General features: G+C 41.1%; 18 protein-coding genes. 11 read left to right on the forward strand and 7 right to left on the reverse strand.

Features of this window, described 5'->3' with window-relative positions; translation table 11 throughout:
* The first annotated feature begins 17 nt into the window (after nucleotides 1-17).
* Nucleotides 18-575, forward strand: coding sequence for a hypothetical protein (locus tag ACFIL7_RS02720; RefSeq protein ID WP_375683320.1), 558 nt, complete (start codon nucleotides 18-20; stop codon nucleotides 573-575).
* Between the two features lie 149 nt (nucleotides 576-724).
* Here the strand turns inward: ACFIL7_RS02720 and ACFIL7_RS02725 are convergent, their stop codons facing one another.
* Nucleotides 725-931, reverse strand: a complete 207-nt coding sequence (locus tag ACFIL7_RS02725) for a hypothetical protein (RefSeq protein ID WP_375683321.1) — start codon at nucleotides 929-931, stop codon at nucleotides 725-727.
* 291 nt (nucleotides 932-1,222) lie between these two features.
* On the opposite strand from ACFIL7_RS02725, the gene ACFIL7_RS02730 reads away from it, so the two are divergent.
* The 4 genes from ACFIL7_RS02730 (at nucleotide 1,223) to ACFIL7_RS02745 (ending at nucleotide 3,758) form a co-directional block, all read left to right on the forward strand.
* Nucleotides 1,223-1,507, forward strand: a complete 285-nt coding sequence (locus ACFIL7_RS02730; RefSeq protein ID WP_375683322.1) for a hypothetical protein — start codon at nucleotides 1,223-1,225, stop codon at nucleotides 1,505-1,507.
* Nucleotides 1,508-1,532: 25 nt separating this feature from the next.
* A complete protein-coding gene (locus ACFIL7_RS02735; RefSeq protein ID WP_375683323.1) occupies nucleotides 1,533-1,853 on the forward strand; it encodes a hypothetical protein in 321 nt (106 codons plus the stop codon).
* Nucleotides 1,854-2,206: 353 nt separating this feature from the next.
* Complete coding sequence (locus tag ACFIL7_RS02740) at nucleotides 2,207-2,584, forward strand: hypothetical protein (RefSeq protein ID WP_375633350.1); 378 nt, start codon at nucleotides 2,207-2,209, stop codon at nucleotides 2,582-2,584.
* A gap of 10 nt (nucleotides 2,585-2,594) precedes the next feature.
* Entirely contained in the window at nucleotides 2,595-3,758 is a 1,164-nt protein-coding gene (locus tag ACFIL7_RS02745) for a DUF6990 domain-containing protein (protein WP_375683324.1), read from the forward strand.
* 877 nt (nucleotides 3,759-4,635) lie between these two features.
* Here ACFIL7_RS02745 and ACFIL7_RS02750 read toward each other — a convergent pair.
* From ACFIL7_RS02750 to ACFIL7_RS02760, 3 genes are all read right to left on the reverse strand, one after another.
* Entirely contained in the window at nucleotides 4,636-4,959 is a 324-nt protein-coding gene (locus tag ACFIL7_RS02750) for a hypothetical protein (protein WP_375683325.1), read from the reverse strand.
* Nucleotides 4,960-6,842: 1,883 nt separating this feature from the next.
* Nucleotides 6,843-7,208: a hypothetical protein gene (locus tag ACFIL7_RS02755; RefSeq protein WP_375636910.1), complete on the reverse strand. Its 366-nt coding sequence runs from the start codon at nucleotides 7,206-7,208 to the stop codon at nucleotides 6,843-6,845.
* 564 nt (nucleotides 7,209-7,772) lie between these two features.
* Nucleotides 7,773-8,342 (reverse strand): hypothetical protein, encoded by a 570-nt coding sequence (locus ACFIL7_RS02760; RefSeq protein WP_375633347.1) that lies wholly within the window; start codon nucleotides 8,340-8,342, stop codon nucleotides 7,773-7,775.
* Between the two features lie 105 nt (nucleotides 8,343-8,447).
* Here ACFIL7_RS02760 and ACFIL7_RS02765 point away from each other — a divergent pair, with 105 nt between their 5' ends.
* From ACFIL7_RS02765 to ACFIL7_RS02785, 5 genes are all read left to right on the forward strand, one after another.
* Nucleotides 8,448-8,624 (forward strand): hypothetical protein, encoded by a 177-nt coding sequence (locus ACFIL7_RS02765; RefSeq protein ID WP_375633346.1) that lies wholly within the window; start codon nucleotides 8,448-8,450, stop codon nucleotides 8,622-8,624.
* Entirely contained in the window at nucleotides 8,584-9,000 is a 417-nt protein-coding gene (locus ACFIL7_RS02770; protein WP_375683341.1) for a hypothetical protein, read from the forward strand. Before ACFIL7_RS02765 ends, ACFIL7_RS02770 begins: the two co-directional genes overlap by 41 nt.
* Nucleotides 9,001-9,015: 15 nt before the next feature.
* Entirely contained in the window at nucleotides 9,016-9,612 is a 597-nt protein-coding gene (locus ACFIL7_RS02775; RefSeq protein WP_375683326.1) for a hypothetical protein, read from the forward strand.
* Between the two features lie 92 nt (nucleotides 9,613-9,704).
* Nucleotides 9,705-10,388: a hypothetical protein gene (locus ACFIL7_RS02780; protein WP_375634519.1), complete on the forward strand. Its 684-nt coding sequence runs from the start codon at nucleotides 9,705-9,707 to the stop codon at nucleotides 10,386-10,388.
* Between the two features lie 91 nt (nucleotides 10,389-10,479).
* The gene (locus ACFIL7_RS02785) at nucleotides 10,480-11,007 is read left to right on the forward strand and encodes a hypothetical protein (protein ID WP_375683327.1); all 528 of its coding nucleotides are present in this window, start codon (nucleotides 10,480-10,482) and stop codon (nucleotides 11,005-11,007) included.
* Here the strand turns inward: ACFIL7_RS02785 and ACFIL7_RS02790 are convergent.
* The 3 genes from ACFIL7_RS02790 to ACFIL7_RS02800 all read right to left on the reverse strand — a co-directional run bounded on the left by ACFIL7_RS02790 (nucleotide 10,998) and on the right by ACFIL7_RS02800 (nucleotide 14,784).
* Nucleotides 10,998-13,124, reverse strand: a complete 2,127-nt coding sequence (locus tag ACFIL7_RS02790; RefSeq protein ID WP_375683328.1) for a toprim domain-containing protein — start codon at nucleotides 13,122-13,124, stop codon at nucleotides 10,998-11,000. The two genes, ACFIL7_RS02785 and ACFIL7_RS02790, sit on opposite strands and share 10 nt — an antisense overlap.
* Nucleotides 13,125-13,225: 101 nt before the next feature.
* Nucleotides 13,226-13,717 carry a hypothetical protein gene (locus tag ACFIL7_RS02795; protein ID WP_375636929.1) on the reverse strand — a complete coding sequence of 164 codons (492 nt, stop codon included), beginning with the start codon at nucleotides 13,715-13,717 and terminating at the stop codon, nucleotides 13,226-13,228.
* Complete coding sequence (locus tag ACFIL7_RS02800; RefSeq protein ID WP_375634522.1) at nucleotides 13,714-14,784, reverse strand: DUF1376 domain-containing protein; 1,071 nt, start codon at nucleotides 14,782-14,784, stop codon at nucleotides 13,714-13,716. The genes ACFIL7_RS02795 and ACFIL7_RS02800 overlap by 4 nt, the downstream gene beginning before the upstream one ends.
* A 415-nt stretch (nucleotides 14,785-15,199) precedes the next feature.
* On the opposite strand from ACFIL7_RS02800, the gene ACFIL7_RS02805 reads away from it, so the two are divergent.
* Entirely contained in the window at nucleotides 15,200-15,517 is a 318-nt protein-coding gene (locus ACFIL7_RS02805; protein ID WP_273790852.1) for an XRE family transcriptional regulator, read from the forward strand.
* Nucleotides 15,518-15,719 lie beyond the last annotated feature (202 nt).

Genomic DNA, 15,719 nt, shown 5'->3' on the forward strand with positions numbered 1-15,719 from the left:
ATAAAAGGGAAGAGCAAATGAAGGGGGAAAATTCCACATTTTATAACAAACGGTGCTCTCTTGTTTTTGGAAAATCATTTCGTTCTTATAAAGATCATATTATTATTTGTCTTATTTCTATCCTTATTGGGATAGGTTATAAAGCTCTTTTGATCCCATTAGAATCCAAGTGGACGTTGAGTGTATCACAGGATAGCACTCTTTTGGCGCTTTTTGTGCTGCGTGAAGTCATCATGGTGTGTGTTGTTGCCTTGATGCCTGTTTTATTGGTGCTTTATCTCATCTTAACGTATTTGTTGAAAAAAAAGATTCAGCAGTTGGATGAGGCTATCCAGCAACGGGGGCACACAACCGATCAACAAAATAATCCGGTAAAAAACAATAGAGAAAGAATAAGCAGTTTTTTTATCGTATACTTTTGGTTGATATTTCTGCTAAACGTCTTTTTTCCTGCGGGTGTTGTCATGCTCATTTTAGAATTTTATTATTTTGTTTTCAAGCGCGTGAGAACGTATTGTAGAGTGAAACGGGAATTAAAACGCATAAGAAAAGAGAGTGACAAGGCGCTTGTGTAGCTATCGTGAGGGGTAAGAGGTAATATTTGGAAGCTCATGACACAAGAAGAGGGGATGAATGGTTGGAAAATCATCAGGCAAAGAGGATAGCCTATTTTCGTTTGTAATGAGGAGGATGCTCTTAATCATTTGGAAGAGCAACAGCGCTTTTAGAAAGTTGGGGTTTTTTGTTGAAAACAAGGGAAGCGCCATGCATCGCACTTTTCGTGGTTCTTAAAAAAGCGGGCATGAGATAAAGAAATGCGTTTTTCATAAAAAAAAGGAAGAGCAATGAAGGGGAAAAATTCAGCATTTTGTAATGAACTGCGCCATTTTTTCGAAAAAAGTGTTTTTTCTGAGAAAGAGCGTGTTGTCATTTGTTTCCTCTCCCTCATTATTGAGTTGTGGAACAGGATTTTCTTTCTTGAGCTGTGGAACAGGATTCTCTCTCTCTCTCATCCTTGGATAGAAAAGAGTACAGCTTTTTCTCTCTTGAATTGTGGAGCAAGATTTTCTTTCTCCCATCCTTAGGCAGCAAAGAGAACTTGACAGGGTGGCAGGATACACCCCTTTTTCTCTCTTTGTGTACGTTTTGGCAAATTATTACAGTGTGTGTTTGGGTCTTGTTCCCAGTTATGTTGATACTCTGCATAACATTGTGGCTTTTGTTGAGAAAAAATACTCAAAAATTGAAAGAAATAAACAAGCAACGGGGTAAAATAACCGATCAAAAGGATTGGTATAAAAAAGGCGATAGAGAAAAAAGGGGTGATATTCTTGTCATGATATTTGTTCTCGTGCTTATGTTCGTGACAGTGTGGGTTGCTGTTATTCCCATGATGATTTTACAACTTTATTATGGTGTCTTTAAGCAGGTGAGAACGTATCGCTGTTTAAGAAAAGAACTGAAAAACATCTTGCAAGAACAGGATACAGCGTTTGAGAAGTCATGAGAGGGGGAAAAATAATGAAAAAATTATGAGAGATTCAGCCTTTATAGGGATTGCTCTCTATACCATTTTGCCTCTGAGATGGTTTGGTGCTCTTTATGGGTTGTCCCGTAAACATTGCTTTAAAGGGGCAGTGTTGAGGATGGCATTGAGTGGAAGAAAAGCCGATACTGGATCAGTGTTGATTAAAGGGAATAAGAGCCCGTGGGGTTTAGAGCCTAGAGTGAACGCTTGGGACTTACTTTATCGTTTGAGGCGTGAGGAAGGAACGGTTTTGCTCGTAGGGGCGCGCGGTATATGGGTTGTTTTCGTATTTTTAGGAGCCTTGTTCATTCAAGCTTTGAAATGAATCCTATTGAAGGTGGGGATGCAGGGTCATTTTCTTGAAAATAGGAGAATTTTTAGGAAGAAAAAGCTGAATTGTGACTATTGTTTATAGATTGGCGTGGTTTGAAAATCTTTATTGTTTGCAATGTGAGGAAGGTAAGAGGGTAGCAAGGTAGCAGGAATATTATTATTTTTATTATGACGCAATCCATAATGGTCTGTGTACTTTTCTTGATTTCGGTGATATTTGGGTTTTGCATCATCATAATGCGTAAATTGGAAAAAAAGATCCAGAAACGAGAAGAGGCAATCTCTGTGTGATAGCAAATAAGCTCTCTGTCACACGGGTCTTTTCAAAGAGTGAGAGGGGAATACATGAAGGAGCAAAATTGGACATCAGAGCAAGAAACGCATAAAGGAGCGCATTCTTTTTCGCTCCAGAAAGTGTTGCTCTCAGCAAAGGATTATAAAATTATCTTTGCTATTGCGGTTCTCATTATCATCTGGAGAATGGTTCTAGAAATACCAGGTGTATTAAATTGGCAGCTGACAGGGTGGCAATATGTTGTGCATGCCGTTCTCTTTAAAACGACGGTCGCCATAACGGTCTGTGTCATTATTTTTATTCCGGTTATGTTACGGCTTCGCACCAAAGTGACGGGTGAGTTGTACAAAAATATTCAGAAACTAGAAGAAGCAATCTCTGTAGGAGAGCACATAAGCTCTCTGTCGCACGGGCTTTGTAAAGACTGAGAGGGGAAAAATGAACAGTGATCCTATAGCCGTATTTCTATTAGATCCCCTGTTTTGGGTATTTATTGTTATTTGCATGATCATTATCATGCTTGTTTTAGCTCTTTATACCTCTGTCTTCAAACGGATGAAAATGAATTTCCAAGTGAAAGGCGAGCTGGAAAGAGTGCTTAAAGAAAATGATCTTGCAACGCAGCAGTTTTGGAAAGATGAAGCCGTGGTACAGAAGAGGCGTTTGCAACTAAAGGAAAAAGAGTTCTCTGCCGATTATGATGATGATGAAATTCTCACGATAGAAAGTGCAACAGGGCTTTTAAAAAGCTTGGGATGGTCGGTGGAAATCGAGGGAAAGGGAGATTATTTGGCAACCCTCTTTTTACCAGATCGCGAAGTGCAGTTTCTTTATAACGAGAAACGAGTGGAAGAGTTTTCGCCTTTTGATCGCGGACTTTTAATTATGAGCGGTATTTTTGCGGCGGCTTGTCAGACGATTAATCCGCATAATTCTGGGGTTTTGCCAACAGTATTTATGAATTTTGTGCCCAATGGATTGGAAATTTTTGAAGAAAAAGTGAGCGCCAAGCTTTTAAAGAAAGCACTCGATACAACTTTAAAATGGACAATGGAAGATGATTCTTTGCATGAAATGTTTCGCTCTCAATATGGTATTCCCCCTTGGGAAAAAGACTCTTTATCATGGGCAACGGATGGAGACGTAGAGTTCGCACCTTATGCTTTGCTGCATCTTGCTGCTCTTGCCTTGCTGGGCGATGTTGAGACTTTAGCTTCTTATGACGAAAGTTTTACGGCAGGGGAGAAGCTTGGCTTTGATGAAACCATTGAAAAAGTCCATTTGGAACGCGCGATGGTGATCGCTCAAGAAGTGAAAAGGGAAGGAAAGTTCAGTTACGATCTACTGGAACGGGTTGCTGAGAAGTGGTCTATAGCCATGGACTATCAGTTTTTCAGAGTGAGACCCCCTAATACGTGTAATCAAAAACGAGATTTTCATAAAAAAATAGTCGAGAAGAAAAAACAAGAATTAAGGGAACAAGGGTTTGAAGGGGTGAGTGATGAACAGTTCGTGTTTGAAGCAGAGGGGGTAAAACATGCTCCTGATATTACTTATATTAAAGATGGTAAAATCGCATTTATGGATATAAAAATTGATTAGTTTATTCTCCTGTTGAAGAAAAGTACCCTTATTTGAAAGAAGAAAAGCGCCATGATTGAGGCGCTTTCACACCTTTCATACCAGAGCAAAATAAAGTGCTCGAAAAATCAAGAATAATAGCCAAGATTTTAAAAAATAGACTGAAAATGGCTTGATCCTCAAGAATAGGGGAGAAAAATTGATTATAAATTCTACTCTCTTCTTTAAGATGGTTTTGTTGTTTTGTTAGAAAATTCTCATAAATCATTGCTTATTCAAGCGCCTTATTTAAGCGGTATGAGGGGAAGCTCTATTGACTAAAGTGCTATGGGAGGGAAGCTAGGGGGTAGAGCCTTTGTCATTTGAGGTGAGAGGAAGGCAAAAAATGGCATTTTTGAGCAGTGTTAAGCTCTTTTGCCTTTGAGGTATTTTTTGTCTTTTTAAGAAGTCCTTGCCAATGAAACAGCGCTTGTTAAGCTTCAACAGTGTTTCAGTATGGTGATATTGATATAAAAAGTTATGGTGTTTTTGTGTTTTTCAGTCTGCTTCATGGAGATCTGTAAGCCAATCCGATGACAGAGGAGATGCATGGTCATTTTCTTGAAAACAGAAGAATTTTTGGGAAGAACAAGAAGATTGCGGACCCTTATTAACGAAAGCGCTATGGGAGCGAAGCTAGGGAGTTAGAGCCTTTGTCATTTGAGATGTGAGACAAGTAAAAATGGCACTTTTGAAGGCGATGATATTTGGCCAATAAAAATAAAAACACAATAAAAACTAAACTAAAACAAAGGAAAAATTAAACTAAAAAAGGCCCCATTTTATAAAGGGCCTTTTTATTTAAATTTTACAATATATACAAAATGTATATAACCTTACTTTAAGAACTTTTTGTATCTTATATTCTAGTAGCAACAAGTTGTACGAAATATATAATAAGTGATCCTAAAAAACCAGCTAGTGCATTCAATAAATTTTCTGCTTTATCGTATATATCGTCGATTGATGCTTGTTCTGATGCGCTTCTATTACTGACTCTCAGTATATTCAATGTATCCGATGTGTCCATTACTTGTTTAACAAAATGTAAATTTGTTTTCTCAATAGTATAAGGAGCAACAATAGGAGAGGGTTGTTTATTGACTATACGATCAGATTTTTGAATCGCGAGAGCTAAACCACTTGTAATAGCCCCAGCTATGAAAAAATATCTGATATTCATAGTTTTTCTCCTATATTTATTTCGATAAATAAATATCGATACGTATCATATATAAATACGATTTAAATAACTATAGTAAAAATACAACAATCACAAAAAAGAATAAACTTTGCCTACAAATTGACAAAATTTACCCTTAATTGCCTTAATGAATTCTTTCAGATTTGATTTTATGAAGGCGTAAAAAAGTTTGAAAGCTCTGTAGGCAAGTGGAATCCCATAAGGTGGGTGATACAATAGTTGCTAGCAAACTTCTTTTTGTGCCTTTGACCAAGGATTCATAAAAATGAGGGTTCATAAAAATGAGATGCGATGAAATTTGAGTAAAACCCTTGAAGGGAAGGATTCACTCTATTGAAGGCGGAGTGCATCTTTTCCATGGATTGGATACTGCTTCATGAGGGTTTGGCGGTATCCGTTGAGGGGAAGGATGCACTCTTTTGAGGGCTAGAGTGCATCCTCTCATGGATTGGATACTGCCTTTATGAGGGTTTGGCGGTATCCGTTGAGGGGAAGGATGCACTCTTTTGAGGGGTTGAGTGCATCCTCTCATGGATTGGATACTGCCTTTATGAGGGTTTGGCGGTATCCGTTGAGGGGAAGGATGCACTCTTTTGAGGGGTTGAGTGCATCCTCTCATGGATTGGATACTGCCTTTATGAGGGTTTGGCGGTATCCGTTGAGGGGAAGGATGCACTCTTTTGAGGGCTGGAGTGCATCCTTTCCATGGATTGAATGCACTCTTTGGAGGCTAAAGTGCATCCATAGGGAAAGGCATATTCCATAAGAAACAGAGATAACCAAAAGATTTGTTTTTATATTTTTATTGATAGGTTGCTGTATTTGCGAGGGCTATTCATTCTTTATTCTCAATATTTAAGATGATTATGTGATAAGGGTTGTTCGTCAATACAATCGTAAAAGACGCTGAGTATTTTTATAAAAATTGAGATATTTTTGTGCCTTTTTCTTGTTTTTTTTGTGTTTACACAAGATATGCACGGCTTTTCAACAGTTTGTTTTTTTAGCTTTGCTAATGGCGATGGCGTTGGCTAAACACTTCAATCGTTTTAACTGCTTCAACACCGCCTTAAAAAAACAGTGCTTTATAATATGACAAAATAAGCTGTATAACTTTTGATTCTTACGCGATGCTAGAAAAAGGGGAATGTTAGGAGAGATGTTGTCTATATTCTTAGTTTATCTCTTAAGGTAGGAAGATTAACATATTTTCCGGATCTATTTTTATTCGGTTTGACGGTTAAAGAGCAATATCTGAATGGAATCACACTTGTCTCATGTTTTTATTCTCACGCTTTAGATTTTTTCTTATAGGGATTTTGTTTTTAATGGGGGATTTTGTTTTTTAATGGGAGGTTACGCGACTCACGTAAAACAGAATGTTCTAAATAGAATATATTTGTGTTGCACACTTACCTACTTGTTTAAAAACATTATGTTATCTTATCATCACAATTATATTGGTGATTGGGGATATTGGTAAATCTGATAATGGAGAAATCTCTTGCGAAGTGGATAAGTCCTTCTTTAAATTCTCATAAGGAAAAGCCAGTATACTATTATACTATTCGCGTCTCATATGATGACAGCCTTTGGCTCTTGAGCGTGTTCATAAGAGGCATTTTGATTCTTTATCTTTGAAATCTTTGAAGTGCGTTATTTCATATGTTTCTCATGTTTGTAATGTGGAAAAGACAAGGTGTTGATTGATGCAACATGAAATAAATTTAAAATGAGAGAATCCCTATGATATCTGCGTCTCTTAATTTTATATGGATAACGGGATATGATTATAAATCAATATGTTGTCGTGATACATCAACCTGTTGGGGGGCGATAAAGAAAGTTATCCAATAGTTAAGTCATTCTGTTATGCCGTAAAACACGGTCATTTGAGGTTTGGTGATATGAAGCAAGCTTCCTTGGATATGTTTTAAGTGTTTTTTTAAGGGCGTGGTGAATTTTTGAGACAGAGCAAGCTTCTGTTGCGCCTTGAGTTTAGCGGAAAACCCTGAATAGAAGCCAAGAGGGAATGGCAAACCAAGAGGGAAGTGTATCCAAGCTGTTTGTAAATCAGATTGAGTTAAGAATCTTTGTTCTTTAAGAATGGAACGCAAGTCAATTTGACAAAAGAATGATCTATTTTGCGGGTAAACCTTATGGAGGAATATCACAAAGCTCATAAGGAAGTGATTTAAGACAATACAGTTATAAAAAAGTACAGTCATAAAAAAAAGTCCTCCGTCGCAATCAGAGGACCAAAAAGCAGGAGAATTTTAACATTGACTCGCAGGACGTGTCAAAAAAGAATAAATTCAAAAGGCCGTACTAATACAAAAAAATCATACTTAAATAACCTACCACATTATAATTAGCAGAGAATTGAAAAAATAGCAATATAAAAAATACTTTTTACAAAAAATTTTGTCATTTTGCATTAAAACTTAATACTTTTTTCAATTGAATATTTATTTTAAGACTCGATATTAATTAAACTATATTTAAAAATATTATGATGCATGCAAGCATCTTGAGAATATTCTTCAATAAAAAACGAATTAAGAGCACCTCATGATTATAGGATTGATATGGGGGAAGGCTTTTTGTTTTTAAGAGTTTAGGGTGTATCTTAAGTATGTGTGTGGGGGGTGAAGTATTGTCCTTTTGGGTGGGGGGGCAAGGTAATAGAAATGGGGGCGAGAGCTGCTCAATGCTTGAGCCCGTGTGTGTGGGAAGGGCTTTAGAGGGGGCGGGGGCAACATGGGAGGCCGCTTAAAATGGCGAGGAGGGGATTATTCAAAATGTTTATGGTTTGCATATCCCCAATGAAATGCGAGCAAGTCTAAACAATCTCGTAAATGATCGGCAAGAGAGTTTTGTTTGCGTTTTGAAGAACTTAATTCTTTTATCGCTTGTCCATAGCCGATAACGCGTTCAAGCAGTGAATAGCCAAGAATACCCAGTTGAACTTTGATTGTTCTTAAATGATTGGATGCTTCTATTTGACGTTCAATAGGGTGTGTGTACCCTTGGCTACAGGAAACCTTTTCACGGGTGTAGTCAAGGCTCATGTGGAGATCGGCTTGGCTTTGACGCCAGTAAAAATAAAAACGTTCTGCTGCTTTATATTGGGCTTTGCTGAGATGTCCTTTCGCATATAAAAGGGCAATGGGATGGCTTTGTGCATTGGCAATGGCATTGATGGTGCGCGGATTGCTGGAACTTTCTCGATGATTGGGTTTAAAATAAGGATTACTTGTTTCAACAGGGATTTCTTGCGTCTTTAAATGACCAATGTGCTTTCCTTGATCTTGATGTTCAAGCGGGCAGGTTTGCGTATTTTTTTTCTGCTTATGGGTCATAGCATCTCCTTAAAAATTTTAATTTTGCTTCTCGTTTTTAAAAAATGTTGCTTGCTCTAGGCAAAAGAGAGGGATGAGAGGAAGACATGTGTTGGAGTGTGCCGTGTGGGTATGCGCTCTTTGGGGGTGACTTGGACTGTTGCGCTTGTGTGTGGGAGCCCCATGGATTTGGCTCTTGAAAAGAGAGGTGTTTTGTCGCATGGTGGATTTTCCTTGAATGGCTTGATGGGGGAGGTGAGTGATGGCGCGCGGGCTTTTGTCTCTGAAGGGATTGGTGTTTAGCTGTATTGTGGCCTATGTCTCTGTGGCTGTTTATGTGGAAATGAAGGCGTTGGGGATGACGTGGGGCGTATTTTTACGGGCTGTGGCGTTTTATGGCATTCCCGGTATTTTCCTTATGTTGGGTTATGAAGTAATGCAGCGGCGTGGTGTAACGAAGGGTTTGTTCCTCAAGATGGTGTTGTTGAGCTTCATTTTGGCTGCTGTCATTGATTTTATTTATAAGCAAGCTGAGCATTTTGGTTTGACTCAGATGTGGTTCTCAAACAGGTGGGTGTTTAACATTCTTTTTGGCGTTGTCTTTGGTCTTGTCCTTGGTCTTATTTATCGTGGGGCAAGGCGTTTTGGGTTTAGACTTTCATTCTTTGTAAAGGATTGATCTTTTGCTGCATTTTTGGCATGGTCTCTGATTTTTGCTTATGAAGGAGCGGGGCGTATGGTGGTTGCGTGGGACATGTTTTTGAAGGGGCTGGCGTTTTGCTGCGTTGTTGGCATGGTCCTTTGTTTTGCTTATGAAGATGCGGGGCGACCGGCTATTACGTGGGAGGTGTTTTGGCAGGGGGTGGTGATTTCTTGCATTGCTGGAGCGGCCTTTTGTTTTATTGTTGTGGGAGCAAACAGTAGAACTGTATCGTGGGGCGTGTTTTTCAAGGCTGTGGTGTTTTGCACCATTGCTGTAGTGGTTCTTGGCTTTGCTTATAAGGGAGCGAAGCATTTTGATATATCATGGGAATTTTTAGTGATAGGAGCGGTGTTTGTTGTATTGCTGGAGCTGTCCTTGGTTTTGCTTATGAGGGTGCGGGGTAAATGGATATCGCGTGGGGTATTTTTATTGAAGTTTCTGGTGTTGGGTGGCGTTGTTGGAGCTGTTGTTGGATTGGCGTATAACGGAGCCAAGCATATGGGGGCACTGGTTTGTGATCTCGAACAATGGGGTGTTTGTGAGCAGTGTTGGATTTGTTCCTTTTTTGTTTTGGAGGGGGTACGGTGAGTGCGTGTACTGTTGGGATGGTGCTTAAAAAAATGAGCATTTTTCTTTTCCACGGGCATGGTCTTTGATGTTCTTTCTGTGAGGGGTATTTGATGTCGAACGATGTGATGTTTTGGCTGTTGTTGGGGTTTTTCTGCTTTTTTGCTCTAGCCTTGGTTTTTATTTATAAGGGAGCAAAGCGTCGCTCTGTTACAGGGTGGATGTTTTGGAGATGGGTGGTGCTTTATGGCGTTGTTGCCACCTACCTTGGTTTTATTTATGTGGGCGTGGGCAGGCGCACTGTTGACGGGGAGCTGCTCTTGAAGGGGGCGGTGTTTTCTTGCATTTTTGCAACTGTCCTTGGTTTGGTGCATCTGGGTGTCAAGAGTATGCCTGTTGCGGGGCAAGTGTTCTTAAAGGCGGTCATATTTTGTTGCATGATGGGCTTTATCCTGTGGTTTGCTGCTGTGGGCGTCAGGGATATGGATAGCATAAGGGCGGTATTCTTAAAGGGATTGCTCTTGACTGTATTGTTGAAAGTGCTCTTGGGGTTCTTTATACACGAGCAAGGTGATACGGTGTTACAGAGGTTGTTGCGTGCTTTGAATTTTGTGCTGTTTTGCTGCATTTTGGCACTAATCCTTTTTTTTACCCGTCTGGGAGCAGAGAATCTAGGGTTGAGCTGGCTTTGGTTCTCGAATGATGGGATGTTTTCCTTTATTGTTGGATTTCTTTTTCCTTTGATTTATCAGGGTGTAAGGCGTGCGCGTGTTCTATGGGCTTGGTTCTTAAAGTAGGGGGTGTTTTTTTGTCTTATGGGTGTGATCTTTAATGGGCTTGCTGTGAGGGGTATTTGATGTCGAACGATTTGTTTTTTTGCTGTTATTGGTGTTTTCCTACCTTTTTATTGTTGTCGTTATTGGTACTTATAAAGTTTCCAAGCGCTTCGATATTCCGTGGTGGCGGGCGGCGTTTTATTGTATTTTTGGTGTTTCCCTCTTTTTGAAGGAAGTGCTGTTTTATTGCATTTTAGGAGTCGTTCTTTTTTTAGCTCTTGAGGGGATGGAGAGTATGGACATACCATGGGGACTCCTGTCCTTGATGGGGATCGTGTTTGCTGCACTGTTGGAGTGGTTTTTGATTTTGCATATGAGGGGGCGGCGAGATGGGGTGGTGACGCGTTGTTTGTGGTTATTGAAGGGGGTGGTGTTTTGCGCCGTTGTTGGAGCGACCTTTTTTTGTTTCCGTCTGGGAGCAGAGAATCTAGGGTTGAGCTGGCTTTGGTTTGCGAAGGATTGGGTGTTTTTCATCATTTGTGGATTTATCCTTCCTGTTGTTTCTGTGGGAGCAAGGCGTGCGCGTTTGAAGGCGGAGGCGTTTTTAAAGAGAGTGGGGTTTATGGGGTATTACAGATAACGTCGAGGGAATGATTGTTCAAAAGAACAGCGATAGCGGTAGGTTTGGGGATCAAACCAAAGCCCTATTTTGCCTTCAAAATCACCAGAACGTTGTTTGGCAATATTCATAATGACGCCAGGGCGTTTGGCTAAATCTGCTTTTTCTTGTGCGAGAGAAGCGGCAAAGATTTTGTCTTCTAACGGTCGATTGCGCCAAATGGTGATAATGTTAAAGGCATTGGCACCAATTTCTGAGGCGCCTTTAATGTCTTCTGTGCTGGGGATATCTTTATCCAGACCGCCTTTTCGGGCATGGGCTACAAGGTGAATATGTACATTGTTTAAAACAGCCCAATCAACCATTTTATAAACGGCTTGTTCTTGTCTTGCATAATCATCAGAGGCAATGCCAAGCCGCATCAAACTGTCGATGATAAATTGATCGCAGCCATAGCGCGCACGGCAATAGTCAAAGACTTCAAGCAAGGTGTCAACGCTCGATTTGCCAACATGCTCATAAAGAATAAGCCCTTCGTCTAAAAAATGAAGAATCCGTTCAATTGTCTCTTTTGTAGGCTGTTCTAAGCCGCCCGTTTGTTTGGTTAAACGGCGGAGTGATTGTTCTCCTTTCATCTCTAGAGACGCTAAGCAAAGCCGACTCTTTTGTGCAATCCAATGGGGAATACAGTCTGATAATAATTGGCTTTTACCTGCACCACTCGCACCACTCCAGAGCGTTAATTCTGCTGGGCGGAAATGCAATTTGTCCTTCAGTTTAGGATAGGGAACCGTATAACCAAGATGTTTTTCAGGCTCTGGCCAAAAAAGCCCAATCACTTGATCTTTATAGTCTGAGGCGCGCCGTAAACCTTCTGGTGCAAAGCTTTGTGCTGAGGAAAAGGCGGCTTTTATGGTGGCTTTATCAATCCCTGCGGTTAAACAGTCATTGGCATCTTTAAGGGGTAAACGGACACGGTAGCAACGGTGGCGTCCAAGCCTGCTGGCAATCTCACGGGCTGCTTCTTCTCCGGGCTTGTCCATATCGGTGGCTAAAAAAATCGTTTCAAAAGATTCTAAATGATCAAATTCATTTTCAATCCAGTTGTGTTTGCCTCCACTGCCTCCTCCAAAGGGAACAGAGACCGCCGGATATCCATAGGCGGCTAAGGAAAGTGCATCAATTTCTCCTTCAGTGATAACAATGGTACGGTTTGTTGAAGAAAAAATGGGGAATGGCGCCTGTTGGGGCGCATGCGTGGGTGCCTGTTGGTGTGTGTGTGTGGAGGTGGGGTTGGTTGAGGGGGTGTTTTGGGGCGCCTGTGTAGAGGTGGGGTTGGTTGAGGCGGTGTTTTGGGGCGCCTGTGTAGAGGCGGGGTTGGTTGAGGGGGTGTTTTGGGATGCCTGTGTAGAGGCGGGGTTGGTTGAGGGGGTGTTTTGGGATGCCTGTGTAGAGGTGGGGTTGGTTGAGGGTCCCTGCTGCTGAGGTGTGTGTTGGAATGCTTGCTGAGGTGCGTGCTGGGTTGCTTGTTGGGGCGTGTGCGTGGCGGGGTGGTTTGTGGGGTAAAGGGCTTGCCAACCAAATAAAATCGGTTCACATTGGGAGGCTGTTGGTTTGGTTTTTGCTCCTGCTTGTGCGAGCCGTTCTTTGACTAAAGCAAGGGTGCCGTCGGGTTTATAAAAGGGAAAAATGATTTTTTCACCATCTTCTCCTATGCGGTAACGCTTTATAATCTCTAAAGGAATGTGGCGTTTTTCGTGGAGATAGTTTTTTACAAGATTCTGCGGGCTCTGCCCTGTAGGAACCGGTGGACGGCGATAGGAACGATGGGGCGCCATAAAGGGTTTGGGGCGTGTCAGATTGAGAGTCGCGCGTGCTTCTTCTAAGGCTTGAGAAAGGCTAATGCCTTTGACTTCACACCAAAGGTCTAAAAGATCTCCTCCAGTGCCTTCTGCAAAATCATACCAAAGTCCTGCTTTACTACCACTCAAGCAAATCGATAAACTTTGACCAGCTTCACCACGTGTGTTGCCTACAATCCAATTGTTGCCTCGTTTGTGCCCTTGGGGAAGAAGCATTTCTGCTATTCTATCTGCTTGTGAGATAAGTTTTTGTTTGATTTCAAAAATTGTGCTCATGGTCATTCGTGATATTATTGTCGTTTTTCTCAAGATGTGAGAAGTGAGGACTCTGTTTTTGCTGTTCTCACCGTTTGATCTGATCGTAAAGTCCCGTAGTGCTATGGGGCTTGCCAGTCTACTTTGAGAGCTTCTTTGCCGCTCTTTTCTTGCCAATGGTCGCGAAACTTCTTGGCTTGCCAATGGGCTTGGCTCTCACTCAAACCTTCTGAAATGGCTGTGTTGATGTTTGTTTGCCAAGAGCATGGGGAAGTGGCGCCTTGGGAAAAGGAGGAAGGTGGAAAAGAGGAAGGGGGTGCAAGAAGGGTGGGGTGGATATGCCTGTGAGGGGGTGGTGCATGCTGGAGTCCTGTTGGGGTGTGTATTGGGGGGTATGCGGGGGGTGCCTGTGGGGGTCCTTGCGTGGGGAAAACGCTTTTGTGATGAGAGCAAAATGGTCGATGTTGTCTCGTTTTGCTGTGTGAAGAGCTTATTTCATTGTTGTTTTGCCGCCCTTTGTTTTGTTCTGTGTTATTTTGTCCGATGCTGTTGTGGTTTTGAAACATTTTTATCCCCGCGCGTGCTTGAAAAATACGTTGTTTTTGTGATGTCAAAAATTGTCGTTATAGTTGATCAAACTGCGGTAAAGCGTGTCGTTGTTCTCAGAGGTAAAAGATGAGGAGCCTCCCTGTTTTTGCTGTTCTTGCCGTTCGATCTCACGGCGAAACCAGTTGCGCCATGTGGCTTGCCAGTCTACTTTGAGTGCTTCTTTGCCGCCCTTAGCTTGCCAATAGTCGCGAAACTTCTTTTCTTGCCAATGGGCTTGGCTCTCACTCAAGCCTTCTGAAACTGCCGCCTTGATGTCTGCTTGCCAATGCTCAGGAAGACGATGCCCTTTGGCAACTGAGGTTGTGGTTTTTTTGTTGGAAGAAGGAGGGACGGAGGCAGGAAGATTGCTGGGGGGAAGAGTGGTGGCAGATTTTGTTTTTTCCCCCGTGACAATTTGCGCGATAGGGGCGGGAGTGAACTCGGCTTGGGGAGCATTTAAAGGGGAGGCGTTTTTTTGCTCCGTTTCTTCTTGTGGAGGAGAAGGGAGAGGTGAATCAAGAGCCGATAAGGGTGATGGGTGATCGCTTTGTTCAAAACTCTCTTCGCAGAAAAAACAAGGTTCTGTCTCATCAAACAAAATTTTCTTTTCTAAAACACCGTAAGGTGTTTCCTTTTCTTCTGCCTTTTGAGCTTTTGAGTTTTGTGCAGCATCTTTTGTACTTTCGTTAAGCAGTTGTTGCATCTCTGCATTGATTTTCTTGCGTTTTTTTGCCGAAGAACGACCCGCAAAGGATTTTTGTTCAAGCAATTTTTCACGCTCTTGAAAAACATTTTCGCAACGCTTGTTCCATAATCCATTGGCTAAATTTAAAATCTTACCCTCTTGGATGAGCATCTCTAAAACATTAACAAAAGTTCGCTTGTCACAACCACAAAGACGCGCTAAACGTTCTTTCGATATTTCTAAAGGTCGGCCACGGGCATACATTTCATTGAGAAGAATCGTATAGATTCCAATTTCGTGTGCGCGCATCCCACGTACACCTCCTAGAAAGTCATTTTGATACCAACAAACATATGGAAGCCTAGACGATTCATAATGAGGAGTTTCTTGTTGATTAGCGTGTTTCATACTGCAATCTACTTTCTTCTTTTTTATACATTTTTATTGATGATAAAAGCTCAAATAAGGATTTAACTTGTGTTGCTTTTGGCTCTGTTCGATGATGACTAGAGGCTTCTTTACGATGCTTATAAATGATTGGCTGTGCTTGAAGCGCATGCAAACTTACGATTTAAGATTGCGGTGATGGAAAGAATAAAGAATACCACACATTCTCAACGTACTTGCTTTTGGGCAGAAGCTTTGGAGGTGGTCTTTTATATCCGGTAGGGTGGTTAAAGTGTTTTTATGATCTAAAAATAAAAAAAATTCCCCCTAAAAAGTAAAATTTGTTTCCTTAATTTTATCCTTTTTAGAGGATAATGCAAGCCCGTTTTATAAAAAGGACGTGTTTTTTTAAAAAGACGCGCTATATGGTGAAATTATGAATATCGATGGTTGGCGTCAAAGATTAAGAATCGCTTTGGAAAAAAGTGGGCGGTCAAAAAGATCTATCTCCCTCGCTGCCGGTAAAGGTGCGGGGTACCTTCATTCTATTCTTTCTGAAGGAAAAGAACCAACAATCGAATCTCTCTCGCGAATTTGTCACGAAATTAATATCAGTATGAATTATATTCTTTACGGTAAAGGGGCTAGCCCTGAAGATAAAGAATTTATAGAGCTTATTTCGAAACTCTCTCCGCAAGAGAGACAGGCGATTTTGACTCTTTTGCGGCGACCAATTGACGAAGCTTCAAAATAACTTCCTTCTGTGCTTTTGAATCAAGGCGACTCCAGTGTTTTATTAATATTATGTCACTCATTTTATCTCTCCTGTGTGTTTATAATTGCAATTTTGTAAGAACAAATAGAGAACAACAAAGGGGCATGAGAGGAACAAAGAATAATAGATTTTTCTTTACATATGTCATTTGAACCCCGTAGATATTTAAAATATATCTTTT

The organism is Bartonella sp. AP3QHHD, assembly GCF_042195765.1.
GTDB lineage: Bacteria > Pseudomonadota > Alphaproteobacteria > Rhizobiales > Rhizobiaceae > Bartonella.